We start from the raw sequence: 20159 nt of genomic DNA, 5'->3' as shown, positions 1-20159 counted from the left end.
ATGCAGGTCTATGAGGTGGGCGGCGCGGTGCGCGACGCCCTGCTGGGCCGGCCGGTGCACGACCGTGACTGGGTGGTGACCGGCGCCACGCCCGAGGCCATGGTGGCCGCCGGCTACCTGCCGGTGGGCAAAGACTTCCCGGTCTTCCTGCACCCTGAAACGCGTGAGGAATACGCGCTGGCCCGCACCGAGCGCAAGACCGCGCCGGGCTACCACGGCTTCGTCTTCCACACCGCGATTGACGTGACGCTCGAAGACGACCTCGTGCGCCGAGACCTGACCATCAATGCGATGGCCCGGGGTGCCGACGGGCGCATCGTCGACCCGCACGGCGGCCAGCGCGATCTGGCCTCGCGCACGCTGCGGCACGTCAGCGCCGCCTTCGGCGAAGACCCGGTGCGCATCCTGCGGCTGGCCCGCTTCGCTGCACGCTTCGGCGACTTCACCGTGGCCCCCGACACCATGGCGCTGATGCGCGACATGGTGGCGGCCGGCGAGGTGGATTCGCTGGTGGCCGAGCGCGTGTGGCAGGAGCTGTCCCGCGGCCTGATGGAAGACCACCCGGTGCGCATGATCGAGGTGCTGCGCGACTGCGGCGCCCTGGCCCGCCTGCTGCCCGAGCTCGACCGGCTGTGGGGCGTGCCGCAACGCGCCGACTACCACCCCGAGGTGGACACCGGCCTGCATGTGATGTTGGTGCTGGCACAAGCCGCCAAGCTGGCCGCACCCTTGACCGTGCGCTGGGCCACGCTGTGCCATGACCTCGGCAAAGGCGCCACGCCGCCCGAGGAATGGCCGCGCCACATTGCCCATGAACTGCGCAGCGAGCGCCTGGCCCGCCAGGTGCATCAGCGCCTGAAGGTGCCCACCGACTGCGCCGAGCTGGCCCTGCTGGTGGCGCGTGAACACACCAACATCCACCGCGCCGATGGCTTGAATGCCGCGGCGCTGCTGCGCCTGATCGAACGCTGCGACGCCTTCCGGCGGCCGGAGCGTTTCACTGAAGCCTTGCTGGCCTGCGAGGCCGATGCCCGCGGCCGCTGGCAGTTCGAAGACGCGCCTTACCCGTCTCGCCCGCGCCTGCTGGCCGCGTTTGCCGCAGCGGAAGCGGTGGTCACCGGGCCGGTGGCGGAAGCGGCGGTGGCGCGCGGCGCACGCGGACCGGCCATTGCCGAGGCGATCCACAAGGCCCGCGCCCAGGCCATCGCCGAGGCCTTGCCGGCCCTGGCTGCGCTGCAGGCACCGGGCGAGCCAGCCGCCTGAGCCTGCGGCTCAGAACACCATCATGATGATGCTGGCCAGCACGGTCAGCACCACGCTGCTGGCCAGCGGCAGGAAGAACTCGCGGCCGAAAATGCTGAAGCGCAGGTCGCCCGGCAGGCGCCCCAGGCCCAGCTTCTGCAACCAGGCACCGGCCCGATTGAAAATCAGGAACACCAGCAGGAAGACCAGGAACCAGCGCATGCGGCGGGCTCAGAGCCGGTGGGTGCGGTCACCCGCCATGAAGCCGATCGGATCAGGCAGCGCACCCGCAGGCGCCAGGCCGATGACCTTGAACAGCTCACCCATCTCATGCTCGGTCAGCAGCTTCTGGGCCATCGCGCGGCCGGCCAGATCGGCGGCTTCCACCATCGGCGCCACGCCGCAATTCACCAGGAAACGCGCCTGGCTGGTGTAGCCGATGACGTCCATGCCGGCCTCCTGCGCAGCCAGGGCGATGCCGGTGAAATTGATGTGGGCGGTGATGTCCTTCTCGCCCACCGCCTCCAGCGGCCGGTCGTCGGCCATGTGCAGCCGGTGGCACATCAAGGTGCCCATGTGGCGCTGCGGCAGGTAGTACTCGGCCTCGGGGAAGCCGTAGTCGATGAAGAAGGCGGCGCCTTGCACCAGGTGCGCGGCCAGGCTGCGGATGAAGCCCTCGGCCTGCAAGTGAATCTCCGTCACCGTGCCGGGCACGTAGGGCGCCTCCAGCGGCGGGCGCAGCTCGGTGGGCCGGTCTTCGTAAACGAAGCCGGGCGCACCCAGCGCGTCATGGTGGCTGGCCACGCCACGCTCCAGCCACTGCTCGCCGTCGAAGTGCAGCAATTGCACCGGCATGGCGTCGAGGACCTCGTTGCCCACCACCACGCCGTGCATGGCCTCGGGCCAGCGCGTGGCCCAGCGCACGCGGTCACCGAAGCGGGCCAGGCGGGCGGCCTGCCGCTCACGCAGCGTGCCCGACAGATCAATGATGGTGTAGGCCTGCAGCAGGCCGGGCGCCACGGCATCGAGCGCGTCGATCATCTGCTCGGCCAGCGCGCCGGAGCCGGCGCCAAACTCGAACACCTGCGAGGTGCCGGTGACCTGCAGGGCCTGCGCCACCTGGTTGGCCACGGCGCGGCCGAACAGGGGTGAGAGCTCAGGTGCGGTGACAAAATCGCTGCCGCTGGCCGGCATCAGGCCGAACTTGCGCAGGCTGTTGCTGTAGTAACCCAGACCCGGCGCATACAGCGCCATCGCCATGAAGCGGTCAAATGACACCCAGCCGCCAGCGTCCGCAATGGCCGCATGGATATGTTCCGACAGAGGCGCCGATACACTGTCGGGTTCGCTATTTCGCATGGCGAGATTCTAGTGGCCCCCATGACAACACCTGCCTCCGACCACCTGCCGCCCACCCGCCCCGTGACCCTGGTCACCGGTGCTGCGCGGCGCATCGGCCGCGAAATCGCGCTGCACCTGGCCGCGCACGGCCACGACATCGCCCTGCACTGCCGCCACTCGGTGGCCGACGCGGAGGTCACGGCGGCTGAGTTGCGCGCGCTGGGGGCCCGCGTGGCGGTGCTGCCGGCCGATCTGAGCGTTGAAGCCGCCTGCCGGGCGCTGCTGCCCGCCGCCGTGGCCGCACTCGGCCGGGTGGATGCGGTGGTGAACAACGCCAGCCTGTTCGAGTACGACACCGCCGCCGACGCCGGCCCCGCCGCGATGGACCTGCACTGGCGTGCCAACACCGCGGCACCCGTGATGCTGGCCCAGGCCCTGGCCACCCACGTGGCCGCCCGCACCGAGGCCGGCGAAGACGGCCGGGGCTGCGTGGTGAACCTGCTCGACCAGAAGCTCTGGAACCCGAACCCGGACCATTTTTCGTACACCCTGAGCAAGGCCGCGCTGCGTGAAGCCACCGTGATGCTGGCCCAGGCGCTGGCCCCGCGGGTGCGCGTGAGCGCCGTGGCGCCGGGGGTGACGATGCTGTCAGGCCCGATGAATGACGACGAGTACGCCAAAGCGCACCGCATGACGCCGCTGCAGCGCTCCTCCACGCCTGACGACATCGCGCGTGCCGTGCGATTCCTGATCGATTCCCCGGCCATCACCGGCACCACCTTGCTGGTGGATGGTGGCCAGCACCTGACCGGCCAGGCGCGCGACGTGCTTTTCCTGGCCCAAGCCCAAGGTTGAACCCCATGCAAACTTCCCTGCTCCATCCCGGCCTGCGTGATTGCCGCCGCCTCTTCCTGCGCAACTACGAGGTGTGGATCAACATCGGCGTGCATGAGTTCGAGAAGAAGGGCGAGCAGCGCGTGCTGATCAACGTCGATCTGTACGTGCCGCTGGCCACCTCCACGCCGCGCGCCGACGAGCTCGACGAAGTGCTCGACTACGACTTCATCCGCCGCACCATCGCCGAGCGGGTCTCGAAGGGCCACATCCATCTGCAGGAAACCCTGTGCGACGACGCCCTGGCCCTGATGCTGGCGCACCCGAACGTGCGCGCCGCGCGGGTCTCGACCGAGAAGCCGGACGTGTACCCGGACTGCGAGTCGGTGGGTTGCGAGGTGTTTGGCATGAAGGAGATGGCCTGATGTCTGGCGACACCTCCGCGCGCGAGGCCCTGCCGGCCGACGACGCCGCTGTCAGCGAAGCCGAACGCAAGGCCCGCAAGGCGGCGTTCGAGGCCAACAAGCTGAGCAAGCGCCTGCACCGCCAGGTGGGCCAGGCCATCGCCGACTTCAACATGATCGAAGACGGCGACAAGGTGATGGTGTGCATGTCGGGTGGCAAGGACAGCTACGCCATGCTCGACATCCTGCTGAACCTGAAGGCGCGTGCGCCGATCAAGTTCGACATCGTCGCGGTCAACCTCGACCAGAAGCAGCCCGGCTTCCCGGAGGAGGTGCTGCCGAACTACCTGCGCAGCCGCGACGTGGCCTTCCACATCGAGGAGCAGGACACCTACTCGATCGTCACCAACATCATCCCGGCCGGCAAGACGATGTGCAGCCTGTGCTCGCGGCTGCGGCGCGGCATTCTTTACCGTGTGGCCAAGGAGCTGGGCGCCACGAAGATCGCGCTGGGCCACCACCGCGACGACATGGTGGTGACGCTGCTGATGAACATGTTCTTCGGCAGCCGCATGAAAGGCATGCCGCCCAAGCTGGTGAGCGACAACGGCGAGCATGTGGTGATCCGCCCGCTGGCCTATGTGGCCGAGACCGATCTGGAAAAGTGGGCCGTGCACCGCGAGTTCCCGATCATCCCGTGCAGCCTGTGCGGCAGCCAGGAAAACCTGCAGCGCGTGCAGATCAAGCAGATGATCCGCGACTGGGACAAGCAGTACCCGGGTCGGGTGGAGAACATGTTCAGCGCGATGGGTAACATCACCCTGTCGCACATGATGGACACGAAACTTTTCCCCTTTGTCGATGTCAGAGCTACAGGCCGCCCCGATCCGCAGGGTGACAAGGCCTTTGACGAAGACGAAGATGACTGTGGCGCCCCGGCAGGTGGTGCCGCCGTGCAGCCGGTTCGTCTGATCCGCGACTGACGGCCCCGCATCGAGGGGCCGCACCAACATCGAGGAGCCTCTCATGCAAGAAGTCCAATCCCCCGCCACCCGCCGCGCCCTCCGAGGCGCGGCCGCGCTGCTGGCCGCCGTCACGCTGGGTCTGGGTGGCTGCGCCGCCCTGAACACCGTGAATGCCGAGGTCAGCACCTTCGGCACCTGGCCGACGGAGCGCAAGGCGAGCACCTACGCTTTCGACCGGCTGCCCTCGCAGCAGGCGCGTGGCGAGCAGCAGCTGCAGATCGAAACCGAAGCCGCCCGCGCGCTGGAAGCCGCCGGTTTCAAGCTGGCCGAGAAGCCCGCCGATGCCGACGTGATGGTGCAACTGGGCGCCCGGGTGTCGCGCCAGGACCGCTCCCCCTGGGACGACCCGTTCTGGGCGCCGGCCTGGGGTTCGCGCTGGTCGATGACGCCGTGGTCGCGTCCGGGCTGGCGCTGGACCATGGTGCCGGTGCGCCCCGAGTTCCAGCGCGAAGTGGCCGTGCTGCTGCGCGACCGCCGCAGCGGTGAAGCCCTGTATGAAGCGCGCGCCAGCAACGACGGCGCCACCGAAGGCGGCACGATGATGCTGGGCGCCTTGTTCAGCGCCGCGCTGAAGGACTTCCCGGCCGTGCAGGGCGAGCCGCACAACGTCAGCGTCGTGCTGCCCTGACGCCCCCGCGACAGGCGCGGTGCCGGGCCGGACAAGTGCCCGACTGGCGTCGATAATCACAGGCTGGCCGCCGGGCTTCACCGGCGGCGCAACCTGGTGAATGAAGCATGTCGCTGAACGTCGTGATCATGGCTGCGGGCAAAGGCACCCGCATGCGCTCTGCCTTGCCCAAGGTGCTGCACAAGCTGGCGGGCAAACCCCTGCTGCACCATGTGCTGGCGACCACCCATGAACTGGCACCGCAGCAGACCGTGCTCATCACCGGCCATGGTTCCGCCGCCGTGGAAGCGTCGGCCGCCGGCCCGGGTCGCGTGTTCGCGCGGCAGATGCCGCAACTCGGCACCGGCCACGCCGTGCAGCAGGCCGTGCCGCTGCTCGATGACGCCGCCACCACCACCCTCATCCTGAACGGCGATGTGCCGCTGATCGCCCCGGCCACCGCCCGCGCGCTGGCCGCAGCCAGCGGCGGCCAGGCCCTGGCGCTGCTCACGGTGACGCTGGACGATGCCACCGGCTACGGCCGCATCCTGCGCACGCCTGACGGCGCCCGGGTGCTCGGCATCGTCGAACACAAGGACGCGAGCGAGGCGCAGCGCGGCATCCGCGAGGTCTACACCGGCATGATGGCCGCGCCCACCGCGGCGCTGAAGCGCTGGGTCATGGCGCTCGACAACAAGAACGCCCAGGGCGAGTTCTACCTGACCGACATCGTGGCCATGGCCGTGGCCGATGGCGTGCCGGTGGTCAGCGCCAGCGTCAGTGACGACACCGAGGTGCTTGGCGTGAACAGCCCGGCGCAGCTGGCGGAATTGGAGCGCCGGCTACAGCGCCGCCAGGCCGACGCCTGGCTGGACGCCGGCGTGCGCCTGGCCGACCCGGCCCGGTTTGACCAGCGCGGCACGCTGCACTGCGGCACCGATGTCGAGATCGACATCAACTGCATCTTCGAGGGCACGGTCACGCTCGGCAACGAGGTGCGCATCGGCGCGCACTGCGTGATCCGCAATGCGGTGATCGGCGACGGCGTGGTGATCCACCCCTTCACCCACATCGACGGCGACAAGGACGGCGTGCAGGTCGGTGCCGGCTCGCTCATCGGTCCGTTTGCGCGGCTGCGCCCGGGTGCGGTGCTGGGCACCGAGGTGCACATCGGCAACTTCGTCGAGGTGAAGAACTCGCAGCTGGCCAACGGCGCCAAGGCCAACCACCTGGCCTATCTGGGCGACGCGACCGTGGGTGAGCGGGTGAACTTCGGCGCCGGCAGCATCACGGCCAATTACGACGGCGCCAACAAGCACCGCACGACCATCGAGGCCGATGTGCATGTGGGCTCGAACTGCGTGCTGATCGCCCCGGTGACGCTGGGCGCGGGCGGCACGATTGGCGGCGGCTCCACCATCGCCAAGAACACGCCGCCGGGCCAGCTGACCGTGGCACGCGCCAAGCAGGTCTCGCTGACCGGCTGGCAGCGCCCGGTCAAGCCGCCGAAGGCCTGACCGGCTGGCCCGCGAGGGCCTCTGCCGCGAGGCAGAAATCGGCCCAGGCGCGTGGCCGCTCGGGGATCTGGCGCATCAGCATCTGCAACTCGATGCTGACCACCACCGGCACGCCCTGCCACTGGTGCACCTGTCCGCGCAGCTTGCCCAGCGGCTCGTCCACGCCCAGCAACTGGCGCGCCGCCACGCGGCCCATGGCGATGATGACCCGCGGCTTGACCAAGGCCAGCTGACGCGCCAGATAGGGGTGGCACTGCGCCACCTCGGCGGCCTCCGGCGCGCGGTCGCGCGGCGGGTGGCACTTGACGGCGGGCGTCACGAAGACGCGCTGCGCCACGTCGTCCGCCTCACGGGCCAGGCCGAGGGCGGCCAGCAGGTTGTCGAGCAGCACGCCGTTGGGGCCGACGCACACCTCGCCTTGCTGGTTGTCAGCGTCTTGCGGCGGCGCGAGCACCACCGCCCAATCGGCCGGCAGCAGCGCGCTTCCGGGCACGGCGTGGCGACGCTGCGCGCCCAGCGCACAGGCCTGGCAAGCCTGGATATCGGCCGTCAGGGCGTCGACCGACAAGGTGAGGATGTGGCGCGCGCGATCGTCAGGCGCTGGTGACGGGCTGAGTGCCGGCGCGCGGGTGGGCGCGGCCTGCTCGTCCGGTGCGGCTGCGGCGGTGCCAGCCGGTGCGCGGTCACGCGTCACGGGCACGGACGATGGCGATGGCGGCGGTGAGGCCTCGGCCGGTGGCGCGCTGTCGATTGTGTCTGCCACCTCAACCGCATCCAGCGATTCGGCATGCGACAAGGCCGACGGCGGCGACCACACGGCCAGCCCCATCACTTTCAGCATGGCTTGCTGTCGCGCTGTCCAGGTCATGGGCTCGCCTCGGGTTCATCGGCCTGCAGGGCCAGCCGCATCACGATCGCGTCTTCGCGCTGGCCATGGCCGGCGGGGTAATAGCCCTTGCGCAGGCCGGCGGTCTCGAAGCCCCAGCGCTCGTACAAGGCACGGGCGCGGGCATTGCTCTCGCGCACTTCCAGCCACAGCAACGGCGACGCGAGCGCCACGGCACGCTCGGACAAATGCGTCAGCATGGTGCGGGCATGGCCACGCCCCTGCAACTCGGGCCGGACGGTGATGTTGAGCAAATGCAATTCTTCAAAGCCCGGCATGGCCAGGTAGTAGCCCAGCAGCTCGGGCGCGGGTCGGTCGGCGCGGCGGGTGGCGTCAGTGGCCTCAGGCGTCGACATCAGCAGCCAGGCCTCATGGCCCGCGGCGAGGGAGTCGGTGATGTTGCCGCGCGTCCAGGGAAAGGCGTAGGCGCGCTGCTCGATGGCCATCACGGCATCGAGGTCCTGCACCGTCATCGGCCGGAAGGGCTGCGTTGGCGTCATGCGGCAGAGGCCCGTCGCGCGGCTTCACGCTCGGCGGTGGTCAGGGCCACCTTGTCACGCAGGTAGAGCGGCAGCGCAGCTTCAGCGGGCAGCAAGGGGCCGACCTGCAGTGCTGCTTCCGCCAGGCGCGCCAGGGCTGCAGCGCGATCAGCGATGTGGGGCCAGCAGCGGGCCGTGCCCGGCGCCAGCCGGCCGTCAAAGGCGGTCAGTGCCGAGCCGCAGGCCCAGGCCGGCGCCTCAGCCGCCCACAGCGTGTGCAGCGTGGTCAGGTCGTACAGGGCGGGTGCGGTGAGCACGTGCCAGCCACGGCCGTCATGCTGGTACCGGGCCGCATAGATCTCGTCCATGCGGGCATCCATCAGCACCCAGCCGGGTTGGTGCATCACGGTGTCGCCGGCGGCCTGGGCCAGTGCGTCGTCAGCCACCAGCAGCAGGCTGTCGATGGGCAACACGCCAAGGCCGGCACCAAACGCCAGCCCCTGGGCCACGGACACAGCCGTGCGCAGACCGGTGAAGGCGCCCGGCCCCTGGCCAAACGCGACCGCATCGAGCACCGAGAGCGGCAGACCGGCTTCGGCCAGCAGCGCCAGCACCTGCGGAATGAGTTGCGAGCTGGCCGCAGCCCCACCGGGCAGGTTGCGCGTGAGCGCCGTTCCCGGCGCCGTGACCAGCGCCACCGCCATGTGTTCGGTGGCGGTGTCCAGAGCCAGCAACTTCATGGGCGCAGCCTCGGTGCAGGGGTGTCTGGGAAGGGGGCGCGGCGCATCCCTCAAGTGTAGCCGTGCGATGATTCCCGCCATGAGGATCCGCCCGCTTGTCGCCCTGGCCATCGTGTTCGTTTCGCAGGCCACGGCCGTCCGTGGCGAGGGCCTGCCACCGGAAGCCGAAGCAGCCCTGCGCCGCGCCAAGGTGCCTGAATCTGCCCTCGCGGTGATGGTGCAGGAAGTGGGCAGCGGCCGCCGCGTGCTGGCCCTGAACGAGCAGAAGGCCGTGAACCCAGCCTCGGTGTTCAAGCTGTTCACCACCTATGCGGCGCTCGACAGCCTCGGCCCCGCCTACCAGTGGCGCACGCCCCTGCTGGCCACCGGCACGCTGCGCGACGGCGTGCTGGACGGCTCGGTCATCGTGCGCGGCAGCGGTGATCCGAAGCTGGTCGTGGAGCGCGTCTGGCTGCTGTTGCGCCGCCTGCAGCAACTGGGGGTGAAGGAAATCCGCGGCGACATCTGGCTCGACCGCGGCGCCTTCAACCTGCCGAACGTGAACCCGGCCGAGTTTGACGGCGATCCGACCCGCCCCTACAACGTGCGCCCGGACGCCTTGATGCTGAACTTCAAGGCCGTGACCTACACCTTCACGCCCGACGCCGCCCGCGGCCGCGCGGTGATTGGCACCGACCCGCCGCTGGCCGGCGTAGCGACCGACACCAGCGTGCCCCTGGCCGGCGGCCCCTGCGACGACTGGCGCACGGCCCTGAAGGCCCAGACGGGCGACGCCGCCCGCATGCGCTTTGCCGGTGCCTATCCGGCCAGTTGCGGCGAAAAAACCTGGCCCATGGCCTATGCCGACCCCAACAGCTACAACGCGCGCCTGGTGGAGCAGATCTGGCTGGAGCTTGGCGGCAAGCTGGGGGGCGCGGTGCGCGACGGTGCCGGGCCTGAAGGTGCCCGGCTGATGACGGAATCCATCTCCCCTGCCCTGGCCGAGGTGGTGCGTGACATCAACAAGTTCAGCAACAACGTGATGGCCGAGCAGCTCTTCCTTAGCCTCGCATTGGCCAACCGGCCCAGTGCCGGCGCCGGCGCCGTGCGCCCGGAAGATGCCCGCGACACCCTGCAACGCTGGATGCTGAATCGCTTCGGTGACGCGGCGGTGGCCGACAGCGTGATCGACAATGGCTCCGGCCTGTCGCGCGAAACGCGGGTATCAGCAACCTTGATCGCCCGCCTGCTGCAACAGGCCTGGAGCAGCCCGGTCATGTCCGAGCTGATGAGCTCCCTGCCGGTGAGTGGTCAGGACGGCACCTTGCGGCGCTCGACGGCGACCAGCGGGCGGGCACATCTGAAAACCGGCTCGCTGCGCGATGTGGCGGCGGTGGCGGGTTATGTGCTGAGCAACACCGGCAAGCGGTATGTGGTGGTGGCGGTGGTGAACCACGCCAATGCAGGGGCCGCACGCCCGGCGCTGGACGCGGTCGTCCAGTGGGCGATTGCGGATGCGCCGGAGCGGCAACGCTGAGTTGCAACACTGCGCGCCTGATTCCGGCGCCCAGACCAGGCCCGCGCCGAGGCGGGCCAGGTGCGTCAGAACGGGTTGTTCGTGGCGCGGGTCACGGCCTGGGAGCCGAGGTACGACTGCATCGTCGAGCCGACGTGGAAGCCATCGGCCCACAGGTAGGCGGTGTCGGCGCCGGTGGCAGCCATCGTCGCGGTGGTGCAGGTGTAGAGCAGCGTCTCGCGGTGGCCGTCCACGCAGGCCAGGCTCGACACGTCCGAGAAGCCGTAGGTGCCAGGCAGGCTCACGGCCGCGCGCACCAGGTCATCAAACAACAACAGGCCGATCTTGCTGCCGTCGTTTTCGAGGCCCAGGCGCAGGTTGGTGTTGAAGGTGGCCACGTGGCGCGAAATCTCGGCAGCTTCGCTGCTGCCCAAGCCGAGCGCCCAGGGCGACAGACCGATGTCCGGGGCCGTGCTGACCAGCACCTTGGAGCCCTTGCTGACGATGCTGTTGACCATGGCGGCCACACGCTTGGCGCGAGCGGCGATTTCGGCGCTGCGCTGCGTTTCAGTGGCGTAATTGCCGTCGAGGTAGACGTTGCGGATGTCGTGCAGGCCGACCAGCACGGTGACCAGGTCCTTGTCGCCCAGCGAGTCATGGGCGATGTTGTCGTTGAACGCCTTCAGCTGGGCTTCCGTCTCGGCCACACCGGCGCCATACGCCGCTTGGTTGAGTGCCGTGGCCGTGGCCGTCGAGGTGCTGGACTTGCAGCCGTCGAACACCAGACCGAAATAGTTGGCCAGCGACTGCACCCAGATCAGTTTGCTGGAGCACAGCACTTCGGTCACGTTGCCGTCCGCGTCGGCGTCGGCGGTGTCGATGGCATTGACCGAATACTTGGCGCCATCGGTGCGCAGCAGGCTGGTTTCATCGCCCAGCACCACGAGGCGGCTCGGGCTGAAAGCATCCAGCTGCGAGGTGCTGCCACCACACGAGGCCAGCAGGCTGCCAGCCAGCATCACGGCACCCAGGGTGCGCAGCAGGCCGAGGGCCCGGTTCGAGACAATCATTCTTGCTCCAGTCAATTCAGGGTCGCTCAAGCGCGGCGATCAGGCCGCGGCTGCGCGTTGCAGTCGGTCACGAACACCTTCCCAGGCGATATCCGCCGGAGGGGTTTCGATCCATATCAGAGGCACTCCGGTGAGATCAAGTTCACGCAGTGCAGCAAACAATTCGTGGGCCGCCTCGCTGGCATCGTTCGGCATGGCCCGCCACGGCAGGCCGGCCGGCCCGCGCGGCAACGTTCGGGAATATACCGCCGCCACCGGCGCGGCCTGTCCGCCCACGGAGCCCAGTACCTCGACGGCGGCTTTCAGGGCATCGGCCGGCATCAGCCGCACCTTGGCGCGCGGCGCGTAGTGCGCCTCGAGCGTGCCGGAAGCGCGAGGCGCTGCGGCGTCACGGTCGGCCACCGGCTCACCCAGCACGGCCTCGATGCGGTCGCGGCCGAGTTGCCCTGGGCGCAGCAGCACCGGCTTGTCGCGGCTGCAGTCGATGATGGTCGACTCGATGCCCACCTCGCAGGCGCCGCCATCAAGAATCAGCAGGTCCGCCGGAAAGTCTTCGGCCACATGCGCGGCCAGCGTCGGGCTGACCCGGCCGAAGCGATTGGCGCTGGGGGCTGCCACGCCGGGCACGCCCAGCCTGGCGGCGGCGCGCAGCAGCGCCAGCGCCACCGGGTGCGAGGGGCAGCGCACACCGACCGTGTCCTGCCCACCCGCCGCAGCCGCAGCCATGCCCGGCGAGCGCGGCACGATCAGGGTCAGCGGGCCGGGCCAGAAGGCTTGCGCCAGCTTGGCCGCGCGCTCAGACCAGACCGACGCGAACTGGCGGGCACCGGCTTCGTCGGCCACATGCACGATCAGCGGATGATCCGACGGCCGGCCTTTGGCGGCGAAGATCTTGGCCACCGCGGCGTCGTCATCGGCGCGTGCGCCGAGGCCATACACGGTTTCGGTGGGCAAAGCCACCAGCTCGGCAGCCGCCAGCACGGCGGCCGCGGCTGCCACCGCGCCCGGCGCATCGGCTTGGAGAATGGTCATGCTCAGGCCGCCGGCAGGCCGAGGATGTCGCGCACCTGGGTGGCGACGAGTTGCACCGCTTCCGGCGTGGCGCCGGTCACGGTCAGGTGGCCCATCTTGCGGCCCGGGCGGGCACTGGTCTTGCCGTACAAGTGCAGATGCACCCCGGGCAGTGCCAGCACGCGCTCCCAGGCGGGCTCGGTCTCTTCAGCACCAGCGGTGAACCACAGGTCGCCCAGCAGGTTCAGCATCACCGTGGGCGAATGCAGGCGGGGCTGCACCAGCGGCAGGCCGGCCATGGTGCGCACCTGCAGATCGAACTGCGACAGGTCGCAGGCATCGATGGTGTAGTGGCCCGAGTTGTGCGGGCGCGGCGCCATTTCATTGGCTACCAGCGCTTGTCCGCCTTGGCCGTCATCGACCACGAAGAACTCGACGCACAACACGCCGACGTAGCCCATTTCAGCGGCGATGGCGCTGGCGCGGGTCACGGCTTGCGCGGCCAGCGCCGGCGACACATCCGGTGCCGGCACGGTGGTGACCGCCAGGATGCCGCCGAGGTGCAGGTTCTGCTGCACCGGGAAATGCACGATCTGGCCATCGGCGCCGCGCGCCACGATCACGCTGAGTTCCAGCAGCAGGCCCAGGCGCTTTTCCAGCACGCAGGTGACCTGCTTCAGGTCATGCCAGGCGGCGGCCAACTCGGTGGGCGTCGACACCCGGACCTGGCCCTTGCCGTCGTAGCCCATGCGGGCCGTCTTGAGGATGCCGGGCAGCAGGTTGGCATCCACCGCGGCCAGATCGGCTTCGGTGGCAATCACGGCGTAGGGGGCGCAGGGCACGCCCGACGCACCGAAATGCGCCTTCTCGGCCGCGCGGTCCTGGCAGATGGCCACGGACGCGCCGGCGGGGGCCACCGGCCGGCTTTGGGCCAGGGTGTTCAGCGCAGCGGCGGGCACGTTCTCGAACTCGGTGGTCACCGCATCGGCGGCGTTCACCAGCGCCTGGAGGCCGGCGGCATCCAGGTAGTCGGTCTGCACATGCACGTGCGAGACGCAGCCAGCGGGGCTGGCGGCATCCGGGTCGAGCACCGCGGTGCGGAAGCCCAGGGTCTGGGCCGCGTGGACGAACATCCGGCCCAACTGGCCGCCGCCCATCACACCCAGCGTGGCTCCGGGCCGCAGGGGCTGGCTCATGTGAGGTCCTGGGTCATGTTGCGGGCGACTTCGGTCTGGGCAGCGCGGTAGGCTTCCAGGCGAGCGCGCAGGGCGTCGTCACGGTTGGCCAGCATGGCCACCGCGAACAGCGCCGCATTGGCCGCACCGGCCGTGCCGATGGCGAACGTGGCCACCGGAATGCCCTTGGGCATCTGGACGATGGAGTGCAGGGAATCAACCCCCTGCAAATGCCGGCTGGCCACGGGCACGCCGAGCACCGGCACCACCGTTTTGGCCGCCAGCATGCCAGGCAGGTGCGCAGCACCGCCCGCACCGGCAATGATGGCTTGCAGGCCACGACCCTGTGCGGCCTCGGCATAGTCGAACATCTCGTCCGGCATGCGGTGGGCAGACACGACGCGGGCATCGTGGGGAACGCCGAACTCGGCGAGAATCTGGGCGGCGAGCTTCATGGTGTCCCAATCACTGGACGACCCCATGACGATGCCAACGACGGGAGAGGCGCTGCTCAAGGCTTCTTGCTCCGGATCTCAAAACTCGGATTTTAGGCTGCGCTTGTTGCTGACGGCTTTACTTGCTCTCTCGATACCGCGGCGGAACCCCACATGATCGACATCACCCTCCAGAATTTCGAAGCCGACCTGATCAACGCGTCGATGCAACAGCCGGTGCTGCTGGACATCTGGGCGCCGTGGTGCGGCCCGTGCAAGTCGCTCGGGCCGGTGCTTGAAAAGCTGGAAGCCGAGTACGGCGGCAGCTTCATCCTGGCCAAGCTGAACAGCGACGAACAACCCGAAATTGCCGGCCAGCTGAGCCAGGCTTTTGGCGTGCGCTCGATCCCGTTCTGCGTGATGTTCAACCAGGGCCAACCGGTGGACGGCTTTGTCGGCGCCATTCCTGAAGCGGACATCCGCGGCTTCCTGGGCAAGCACATCGCAGGTGCCGATGCGCTGGAAGGTGACGCAGAGCCGGTGGAAGCCGAAGCCGAATTGCCGCCTGAGGAAGGCAGTGGCCTGGACGCGGTCATCACCAAGCTGCACCAGGCCTTGCAGCTGGCCCCGGACAGCGACCAGGCTCAGCTGGACTATCTGAAGGTGCTGCTGACAGCCGGCCGCGACGAGCCGGCGCGAATTGCAGAGGCGCGCGAAGTGTTTACGCCGCTGGCGACCAAGGTGATGGTGGACGGCCGTTTCGCGGCGGTCGAGCATTGGCTCAAGGCGGCGGAGGCTGCGCCCAAGGCCCGCGATCCGCGGACGCTGGCCGCCGCCATCAGCGCCAACAAGCGCGACTTTGAAGCCCGTTTCGAGGCGGCGCAAGCGCTGTTCGCCCAAGGCCACCTCACGGCGGCCATGGACGAATTGCTGGAAATCCTGATGCGCGACAAGTCCTGGAACCAGGAACTGGCACGCAAGACCTATGTGGCCATTCTGGAGTTGATGACCAAGCCGGCACCGAAGGGCGGACCGGACGCCGCCGGCAAGGGCGCGCTGGAACTGACTGGCAAGGCGGCCGTGACGCCGGCGGATCCGGTGCTGGACCAGTACCGCCGCAAGCTGAGCATGGCGCTGTTCTGATCAGCACCGGGGCGGGCTGATCAGCGGCCCGCCGGTGCGTTCGTCAACACGGCGTTGACCGCGTCCAGCATCTCGCGCTGGCTGGCCTGATGCGCCACCAGAGCCTCATCGGCCAGCGCCTGGTGCGCAGCCGCTTCTTGCGGCAAGCCGCACAGGCCCAGCACGCGGGCCAGTCGCGCATGCGTGGCGGCCCGGTCATCGGCGTCGTTGTTGCGCGGCAGCGCGGCCTCGGACAACCGCACGTCCTGCAGCGCCTCAGGCAGCTTGGCCAGCTGGGCGCGGCACCAGGCACGGTCCGCCAGGAAGCGGGCCTCGCGCGGGGCCATGCCCTCATGGCTGGCGCGTGCCAGATGGGCGTCGAACAAGGCCAGCGCCTCTTCGAAACGCTGCTGCACCGTCAGCAACTGGGCCCGCAGCACCGAGTGTGCGGACGCCAGCGCATGGTTGCCACGGCCGGTGTCGTAATTGGCCGTGGATTCGCTTTCGATCAGCGCCTTGCCGGCCCGGTCGGCGTCAGCCAGGCCAAACGCATCTTCCAGACCGATGGCGCCCGAGCGCATCGCGGCCATGTTGTAGAGCATGACACTGATCATCGAACCGTCGCCCTCGGCGATGGCGTGGCCACGCGCCTTGAGGTACCAGTACTGCGAACGATCGTCGTCACCGGCGTAGCGCAGTGAATCCGCCAGCACCAGGGCCAGGCGCGCCCACGCGGCATGGTTGTCGGGGGCGGCCAGCAGCATCGCCTGCGTGAGGTGCGTCTGCATCTGCTGCAGTTGCGAGCGGTTCAGGCAGCCAATGGCCAGCCACGCCGCGCCCAGCGCCTGCAGCCGCACGTCACCCGAGGTGCCGCCAAACGCATACGCGCGCTGAAAGCGGTCATGGGCCGAAGGCGCCATCGACTCGAAATGCTCGATCAGGCCTTCCGCCAGGTTCACCCAGCCGCTGAGTTGCGGCGAGCGGTGGCGCAAGGCCTGGGTCTTCACGCCCGCCAGGGCGAAGCGGGCATCGGCCAGCAAACCGTGGCGCGCCAGCACGCCGGCGCGCTCAGCCTTCAGGCACTCTCGGGCCAGGGGCTGATCGGCGCGGGCAATCGCCAGATCCAGGCTTTCAATGACACGAGACGCCATGGTCGGCGATCAGGCCGTCAGGCGGTCGAGCGCCTCGCGGTACTTCGATGCCGTGTGCTCGATCACGCTGGCCGGCAGCGCCGGGGCCGGAGCCGTCTTGCCCCACAGGGCGCCGTTCACCGTCGCCTGCTCCAGCCAGTCGCGGACGAACTGCTTGTCGTAGCTGGGCGGGTTCACGCCTTCGCTGTAGCCTTCCACCGGCCAGTAGCGCGAGGAATCGGGCGTCAGCACCTCGTCCATCAGCGTCAGCGTGCCGTCTTCATCGAGGCCGAACTCGAACTTGGTGTCGGCAATGATGATGCCCTTGGTCAGGGCGAAGGCTGCAGCCTCGGTGTACAGGCGGATCGAGACTTCACGCACCTTGCCAGCCAGCTCGGCACCGATGATGCCGACCATCTGATCGTAGGAGATGTTCTCGTCGTGGTCACCCATTTCAGCCTTGGTGGCCGGGGTGAAGATGGGCTGCGGCAGCCTGGAGGCGTTCTTCAGGCCGGCCGGCAGCTTCTCGCCACACACCGACTGGCTCTCCTGGTATTCCTTCCAGCCGGAGCCGGCCAGGTAGCCGCGCACCACCGCCTCGACGGGCAGCGGCTTCAGGCGCTTGACCAGCATGGCGCGGTCACGCACCTGAGGCACTTCATCGGCAGCCACCACCGACAGCGGATCTTCGCCGGTCAGGTGGTTGGGGACGATGTGGCCGAGCTTGTCGAACCAGAACAGGGCCATGCGGGTCAGCAAGGCGCCCTTGCCGGGGATGGGCTCGCCCATCACCACGTCGAACGCCGAGAGACGATCGCTGGCGATCATCAGCAGCCGGTCTTCACCGACCGCGTAGTTGTCTCGAACCTTGCCACGGGCCAGCAGTGGCAGGGAATGCAGGGAGCTTTCGTGCAGCGCGGAATCCATGGCTTTTCAATCTTGATGAAGCCGTGGATTGTAGGTGCAGGCCCGCCGATGCAGGCCTGCTCCTTTCACCAGCAACGTCAGATGACGCGCTGGGCCAGCTCACCGCTGGCGTACAGGGCTGCGATCTGATGCAGCGTCTTCGGCACGATCTTGCCGGCCTGGCCTTCGCATCCGAATTCCAGGTAGCGCTGCTTGCACACGGCCTTGGCGGCTTCGCGGGCGGGCTTGAGCCATTCGCGGGCGTCGAACTTGTCCGGGTTCTCGAACAGGAACTTGCGCACCGCACCGGTCATCGCCAGGCGAATGTCGGTGTCGATGTTGATCTTGCGCACGCCGAACTTGATGGCTTCCTGGATCTCTTCCACGGGCACGCCGTAGGTTTCCTTCATCTTGCCGCCGTACTGGTTGATGATGGCCAGCAGTTCCTGCGGCACCGACGACGAGCCGTGCATCACCAGGTGGGTGTTGGGGATGCGGGCGTGGATTTCCTTCACGCGCGAGATCGCCAGGATGTCACCGTCAGGCTTGCGGCTGAACTTGTAGGCGCCGTGGCTGGTGCCGATGGCGATGGCCAGGGCGTCCAGCTGGGTGGCCTTGACGAACACGGCGGCTTCTTCCGGGTCGGTCAGCATCTGGCTGTGGTCCAGCTTGCCTTCGGCGCCGATGCCGTCTTCCTCGCCAGCTTCACCGGTTTCCAGGTTGCCCAGGCAGCCCAGCTCGCCCTCGACCGTCACGCCGACCTTGTGGGCCATCTCGACCACGCGGCGGGTCACGTCGACGTTGTAGTCGAACGAGGCCGGGGTCTTGCCGTCTTCACGCAGCGAGCCGTCCATCATCACCGAGCCGAAGCCCAGGTCGATGGCGCCTTGGCAGATCGCCGGGGTCTGCCCGTGGTCCTGGTGCATCACCAGCGGAATATGCGGATAGGCTTCGACAGCCGCCTGGATCAGGTGCTTGATGAAGGCTTCGCCGGCGTACTTGCGGGCACCGGCGCTGGCTTGCAGGATGACCGGCGCACCAACTTCATCGGCAGCGGCCATCACGGCCTGGACCTGTTCGAGGTTGTTGACGTTGAAAGCTGGCAGGCCGTAGCCGTGTTCAGCGGCGTGGTCCAGCAGCTGGCGCATGGAAACGAGTGGCATGGGTGTCCCCGAGAGAGTAGAAAAACTTGGGGGCGCGGCCTATGTAACCACGCCGTAACTCGCGCCATTCTAGCCAACGGGCCAGCCAAACAGGGGCCATCAGGCCACGCGGCAGACCTTCAGCATGTTGGTGCCACCCGGGTAGCCCATCGGCTCGCCGCAGGTGATGGCGTAGGTATCGCCCGGCTTCAGCACGCCGCGCGACACCAGCAGGCGTTCCGCCTCTTCCAGCGCCTGGTCGCGGTCGGTGAAGTTGGGCATCAGGATCGGGCGCACGTTGCGGTACAGCGCCATCCGCGTCTGCGAGGTCGGCTTGCTGGTCAGGCCGAAGATCGGCACGTGGATGTTGTGGCGGCTCATCCACAGCGCGGTGGAGCCCGATTCGGTCAGCGCGATGATGGCCTTGCAACCCAGGTGGTGCGCGGTGAACAGCGCGCCCATCGCGATCGACTGGTCGATGCGGCCGAAGATGCGGTCCGAGAAGTTGGCGTCCAGGCGGGTGTCTTCGGCGCGCTCGGCTTCCAGGGCGATCAGCGCCATGTGCTCCACCGTTTCCACCGGGTACTTGCCGGCGGCGGTTTCGGCGCTCAGCATGACGGCGTCGGTACCGTCCAGCACGGCGTTGGCCACGTCCGACACCTCAGCGCGGGTCGGCACCGGGTTGACGATCATCGACTCCATCATCTGGGTCGCGGTGATCGCCAGCTTGTCCAGTTCACGGGCCATGCGGATCATCCGCTTCTGCAGCGCCGGCACGGCCGCGTTGCCCACTTCCACGGCCAGATCACCTCGGGCGACCATGATGCCGTCGCTGGCCTTGAGGATGGCTTCGAGGTGCGGGATGGCTTCGCTGCGCTCGATCTTGGCGATCATGCAGGGCTTGTGGCGATAGGGCTCGCCGGCCACGTTGGCCAGCTGGCGCGCCATTTCCATGTCGGTGGCGTTCTTCGGGAAGCTCACGGCCAGGTAGTCGCACTGGAAGGACATCGCGGTCTTGATGTCTTCCATGTCCTTGCCGGTCAGGGCCGGTGCCGTCAGGCCGCCGCCCTGCTTGTTGATGCCCTTGTTGTTCGAGAGCTCGCCGCCGATCTTCACCAGCGTGTGCACCTGCTCGCCCTGCACGCGGTCCACCGTCAGCACGATCAGGCCGTCGTTGAGCAGCAGCACGTCGCCGGGCTTCACGTCGCGCGGCAGTTCCTTGTAATCGAGGCCCACGCCGTTGATGTCACCGGGCTCGGTGCGGCCGGCATCCAGCACGAAGGGCATGCCGTTTTCCAGCATGACCTTGCCTTCGACGAACTTGCCGACGCGGATCTTCGGGCCTTGCAGGTCGGCCATCAGGGCCACGGTCTTGCCGACGCGGCGGGCGCATTCGCGCACCAGGTTGGCGCGGTCGATGTGATCCTGCGCCTTGCCGTGGCTGAAGTTCAGCCGGACCACGTCGACGCCGGCCCGAAGCAGCCGCTCCAGCACGTCGGCGTCACTGGAAGCGGGGCCGAGGGTGGCAACAATCTTGGTGGCGCGTGGCATGCGGTGTCTCCGGTATGTGAGGTAACTGGGTAACGGCCTTCCGCACCC

At 68.5% G+C, this 20159-nt stretch carries 21 protein-coding genes; 8 read left to right on the top strand and 13 right to left on the bottom strand.

The features are described from left to right. Window positions 1-1263, top strand: a complete 1263-nt coding sequence (locus tag AACH00_RS00180) for a multifunctional CCA addition/repair protein (RefSeq protein ID WP_341396916.1) — start codon at window positions 1-3, stop codon at window positions 1261-1263. A gap of 9 nt (window positions 1264-1272) precedes the next feature. Here the strand turns inward: AACH00_RS00180 and AACH00_RS00175 are convergent, their stop codons facing one another. Beyond that, a complete protein-coding gene (locus tag AACH00_RS00175; protein WP_341396915.1) occupies window positions 1273-1464 on the bottom strand; it encodes a DUF2905 domain-containing protein in 192 nt (63 codons plus the stop codon). A gap of 9 nt (window positions 1465-1473) precedes the next feature. Next, window positions 1474-2601, bottom strand: a complete 1128-nt coding sequence (locus tag AACH00_RS00170) for a class I SAM-dependent methyltransferase (RefSeq protein ID WP_341396914.1) — start codon at window positions 2599-2601, stop codon at window positions 1474-1476. A 21-nt stretch (window positions 2602-2622) separates the two neighbouring features. On the opposite strand from AACH00_RS00170, the gene AACH00_RS00165 reads away from it, so the two are divergent. The 5 genes from AACH00_RS00165 (at window position 2623) to glmU (ending at window position 6970) form a co-directional block, all read left to right on the top strand. Continuing rightward, complete coding sequence (locus AACH00_RS00165; protein ID WP_341396913.1) at window positions 2623-3438, top strand: SDR family oxidoreductase; 816 nt, start codon at window positions 2623-2625, stop codon at window positions 3436-3438. A 5-nt stretch (window positions 3439-3443) separates the two neighbouring features. Then, a complete protein-coding gene (locus AACH00_RS00160; protein ID WP_341396912.1) occupies window positions 3444-3842 on the top strand; it encodes a dihydroneopterin aldolase in 399 nt (132 codons plus the stop codon). Then, window positions 3842-4804, top strand: coding sequence for a tRNA 2-thiocytidine(32) synthetase TtcA (ttcA, locus tag AACH00_RS00155; RefSeq protein WP_341396911.1), 963 nt, complete (start codon window positions 3842-3844; stop codon window positions 4802-4804). Before AACH00_RS00160 ends, ttcA begins: the two co-directional genes overlap by 1 nt. 43 nt (window positions 4805-4847) lie before the next feature. Continuing rightward, window positions 4848-5474, top strand: a complete 627-nt coding sequence (locus AACH00_RS00150; RefSeq protein WP_341396910.1) for a DUF4136 domain-containing protein — start codon at window positions 4848-4850, stop codon at window positions 5472-5474. 107 nt (window positions 5475-5581) lie between these two features. Beyond that, on the top strand, window positions 5582-6970 hold the full coding sequence (gene glmU, locus AACH00_RS00145; RefSeq protein ID WP_341396909.1) for a bifunctional UDP-N-acetylglucosamine diphosphorylase/glucosamine-1-phosphate N-acetyltransferase GlmU: 1389 nt from the start codon (window positions 5582-5584) through the stop codon (window positions 6968-6970). Here the strand turns inward: glmU and AACH00_RS00140 are convergent. The 3 genes from AACH00_RS00140 to tsaB are packed head-to-tail and all read right to left on the bottom strand — an operon-like array spanning window position 6951 to window position 9075. Beyond that, the gene (locus AACH00_RS00140) at window positions 6951-7838 is read right to left on the bottom strand and encodes a uracil-DNA glycosylase (protein WP_341396908.1); all 888 of its coding nucleotides are present in this window, start codon (window positions 7836-7838) and stop codon (window positions 6951-6953) included. The two genes, glmU and AACH00_RS00140, sit on opposite strands and share 20 nt — an antisense overlap. Next, the gene (rimI, locus tag AACH00_RS00135; protein WP_341396907.1) at window positions 7835-8356 is read right to left on the bottom strand and encodes a ribosomal protein S18-alanine N-acetyltransferase; all 522 of its coding nucleotides are present in this window, start codon (window positions 8354-8356) and stop codon (window positions 7835-7837) included. The genes AACH00_RS00140 and rimI overlap by 4 nt, the downstream gene beginning before the upstream one ends. Continuing rightward, window positions 8353-9075 (bottom strand): tRNA (adenosine(37)-N6)-threonylcarbamoyltransferase complex dimerization subunit type 1 TsaB, encoded by a 723-nt coding sequence (gene tsaB / locus AACH00_RS00130; protein ID WP_341396906.1) that lies wholly within the window; start codon window positions 9073-9075, stop codon window positions 8353-8355. The genes rimI and tsaB overlap by 4 nt, the downstream gene beginning before the upstream one ends. 79 nt (window positions 9076-9154) lie before the next feature. Here tsaB and dacB point away from each other — a divergent pair, with 79 nt between their 5' ends. Further along, window positions 9155-10591, top strand: coding sequence for a D-alanyl-D-alanine carboxypeptidase/D-alanyl-D-alanine endopeptidase (gene dacB, locus AACH00_RS00125; RefSeq protein WP_341396905.1), 1437 nt, complete (start codon window positions 9155-9157; stop codon window positions 10589-10591). Window positions 10592-10656: 65 nt separating this feature from the next. Here the strand turns inward: dacB and AACH00_RS00120 are convergent, their stop codons facing one another. The 4 genes from AACH00_RS00120 to purE are packed head-to-tail and all read right to left on the bottom strand — an operon-like array spanning window position 10657 to window position 14308. Then, window positions 10657-11640 (bottom strand): SGNH/GDSL hydrolase family protein, encoded by a 984-nt coding sequence (locus AACH00_RS00120; protein WP_341396904.1) that lies wholly within the window; start codon window positions 11638-11640, stop codon window positions 10657-10659. A gap of 39 nt (window positions 11641-11679) precedes the next feature. Continuing rightward, the gene (locus tag AACH00_RS00115; protein ID WP_341396903.1) at window positions 11680-12672 is read right to left on the bottom strand and encodes an L-threonylcarbamoyladenylate synthase; all 993 of its coding nucleotides are present in this window, start codon (window positions 12670-12672) and stop codon (window positions 11680-11682) included. A 2-nt stretch (window positions 12673-12674) separates the two neighbouring features. Continuing rightward, window positions 12675-13847, bottom strand: a complete 1173-nt coding sequence (locus AACH00_RS00110; RefSeq protein ID WP_341396902.1) for a 5-(carboxyamino)imidazole ribonucleotide synthase — start codon at window positions 13845-13847, stop codon at window positions 12675-12677. Next, a complete protein-coding gene (gene purE / locus AACH00_RS00105) occupies window positions 13844-14308 on the bottom strand; it encodes a 5-(carboxyamino)imidazole ribonucleotide mutase (RefSeq protein WP_341397453.1) in 465 nt (154 codons plus the stop codon). The genes AACH00_RS00110 and purE overlap by 4 nt, the downstream gene beginning before the upstream one ends. A 126-nt stretch (window positions 14309-14434) precedes the next feature. On the opposite strand from purE, the gene AACH00_RS00100 reads away from it, so the two are divergent. Next, window positions 14435-15403 carry a tetratricopeptide repeat protein gene (locus tag AACH00_RS00100; protein ID WP_341396901.1) on the top strand — a complete coding sequence of 323 codons (969 nt, stop codon included), beginning with the start codon at window positions 14435-14437 and terminating at the stop codon, window positions 15401-15403. 20 nt (window positions 15404-15423) lie between these two features. Here AACH00_RS00100 and AACH00_RS00095 read toward each other — a convergent pair whose 3' ends face one another. The 4 genes from AACH00_RS00095 to pyk form a co-directional block, all read right to left on the bottom strand. Continuing rightward, window positions 15424-16533 carry a tetratricopeptide repeat protein gene (locus AACH00_RS00095; RefSeq protein ID WP_341396900.1) on the bottom strand — a complete coding sequence of 370 codons (1110 nt, stop codon included), beginning with the start codon at window positions 16531-16533 and terminating at the stop codon, window positions 15424-15426. 9 nt (window positions 16534-16542) lie between these two features. Next, on the bottom strand, window positions 16543-17439 hold the full coding sequence (locus tag AACH00_RS00090) for a phosphoribosylaminoimidazolesuccinocarboxamide synthase (RefSeq protein ID WP_341396899.1): 897 nt from the start codon (window positions 17437-17439) through the stop codon (window positions 16543-16545). Between the two features lie 77 nt (window positions 17440-17516). Then, on the bottom strand, window positions 17517-18581 hold the full coding sequence (gene fba / locus AACH00_RS00085; RefSeq protein WP_341396898.1) for a class II fructose-bisphosphate aldolase: 1065 nt from the start codon (window positions 18579-18581) through the stop codon (window positions 17517-17519). A gap of 99 nt (window positions 18582-18680) precedes the next feature. Continuing rightward, window positions 18681-20111 (bottom strand): pyruvate kinase, encoded by a 1431-nt coding sequence (gene pyk / locus AACH00_RS00080; protein WP_341396897.1) that lies wholly within the window; start codon window positions 20109-20111, stop codon window positions 18681-18683. Window positions 20112-20159 lie beyond the last annotated feature (48 nt).

Source organism: Ideonella margarita (genome assembly GCF_038066635.1).
GTDB classification, from domain to species: domain Bacteria; phylum Pseudomonadota; class Gammaproteobacteria; order Burkholderiales; family Burkholderiaceae_C; genus Ideonella; species Ideonella margarita.
The sequence above is the reverse complement of the archived record's forward strand: the minus strand, read 5'-3'. Positions and strand labels throughout refer to the sequence as shown.

What these genes read in the sequence shown, in the direction of transcription:
- AACH00_RS00180 (WP_341396916.1), top strand. Translation starts at nt 1, where the DNA reads ATGCAGGTCTATGAGGTGGGCGGCGCGGTGCGCGACGCCCTGCTGGGC.
- AACH00_RS00175 (WP_341396915.1), bottom strand. Translation starts at nt 1,464, where the DNA reads ATGCGCTGGTTCCTGGTCTTCCTGCTGGTGTTCCTGATTTTCAATCGG.
- AACH00_RS00170 (WP_341396914.1), bottom strand. Translation starts at nt 2,601, where the DNA reads ATGCGAAATAGCGAACCCGACAGTGTATCGGCGCCTCTGTCGGAACAT.
- AACH00_RS00165 (WP_341396913.1), top strand. Translation starts at nt 2,623, where the DNA reads ATGACAACACCTGCCTCCGACCACCTGCCGCCCACCCGCCCCGTGACC.
- AACH00_RS00160 (WP_341396912.1), top strand. Translation starts at nt 3,444, where the DNA reads ATGCAAACTTCCCTGCTCCATCCCGGCCTGCGTGATTGCCGCCGCCTC.
- ttcA (WP_341396911.1), top strand. Translation starts at nt 3,842, where the DNA reads ATGTCTGGCGACACCTCCGCGCGCGAGGCCCTGCCGGCCGACGACGCC.
- AACH00_RS00150 (WP_341396910.1), top strand. Translation starts at nt 4,848, where the DNA reads ATGCAAGAAGTCCAATCCCCCGCCACCCGCCGCGCCCTCCGAGGCGCG.
- glmU (WP_341396909.1), top strand. Translation starts at nt 5,582, where the DNA reads ATGTCGCTGAACGTCGTGATCATGGCTGCGGGCAAAGGCACCCGCATG.
- AACH00_RS00140 (WP_341396908.1), bottom strand. Translation starts at nt 7,838, where the DNA reads ATGACCTGGACAGCGCGACAGCAAGCCATGCTGAAAGTGATGGGGCTG.
- rimI (WP_341396907.1), bottom strand. Translation starts at nt 8,356, where the DNA reads ATGACGCCAACGCAGCCCTTCCGGCCGATGACGGTGCAGGACCTCGAT.
- tsaB (WP_341396906.1), bottom strand. Translation starts at nt 9,075, where the DNA reads ATGAAGTTGCTGGCTCTGGACACCGCCACCGAACACATGGCGGTGGCG.
- dacB (WP_341396905.1), top strand. Translation starts at nt 9,155, where the DNA reads ATGAGGATCCGCCCGCTTGTCGCCCTGGCCATCGTGTTCGTTTCGCAG.
- AACH00_RS00120 (WP_341396904.1), bottom strand. Translation starts at nt 11,640, where the DNA reads ATGATTGTCTCGAACCGGGCCCTCGGCCTGCTGCGCACCCTGGGTGCC.
- AACH00_RS00115 (WP_341396903.1), bottom strand. Translation starts at nt 12,672, where the DNA reads ATGACCATTCTCCAAGCCGATGCGCCGGGCGCGGTGGCAGCCGCGGCC.
- AACH00_RS00110 (WP_341396902.1), bottom strand. Translation starts at nt 13,847, where the DNA reads ATGAGCCAGCCCCTGCGGCCCGGAGCCACGCTGGGTGTGATGGGCGGC.
- purE (WP_341397453.1), bottom strand. Translation starts at nt 14,308, where the DNA reads ATGGGGTCGTCCAGTGATTGGGACACCATGAAGCTCGCCGCCCAGATT.
- AACH00_RS00100 (WP_341396901.1), top strand. Translation starts at nt 14,435, where the DNA reads ATGATCGACATCACCCTCCAGAATTTCGAAGCCGACCTGATCAACGCG.
- AACH00_RS00095 (WP_341396900.1), bottom strand. Translation starts at nt 16,533, where the DNA reads ATGGCGTCTCGTGTCATTGAAAGCCTGGATCTGGCGATTGCCCGCGCC.
- AACH00_RS00090 (WP_341396899.1), bottom strand. Translation starts at nt 17,439, where the DNA reads ATGGATTCCGCGCTGCACGAAAGCTCCCTGCATTCCCTGCCACTGCTG.
- fba (WP_341396898.1), bottom strand. Translation starts at nt 18,581, where the DNA reads ATGCCACTCGTTTCCATGCGCCAGCTGCTGGACCACGCCGCTGAACAC.
- pyk (WP_341396897.1), bottom strand. Translation starts at nt 20,111, where the DNA reads ATGCCACGCGCCACCAAGATTGTTGCCACCCTCGGCCCCGCTTCCAGT.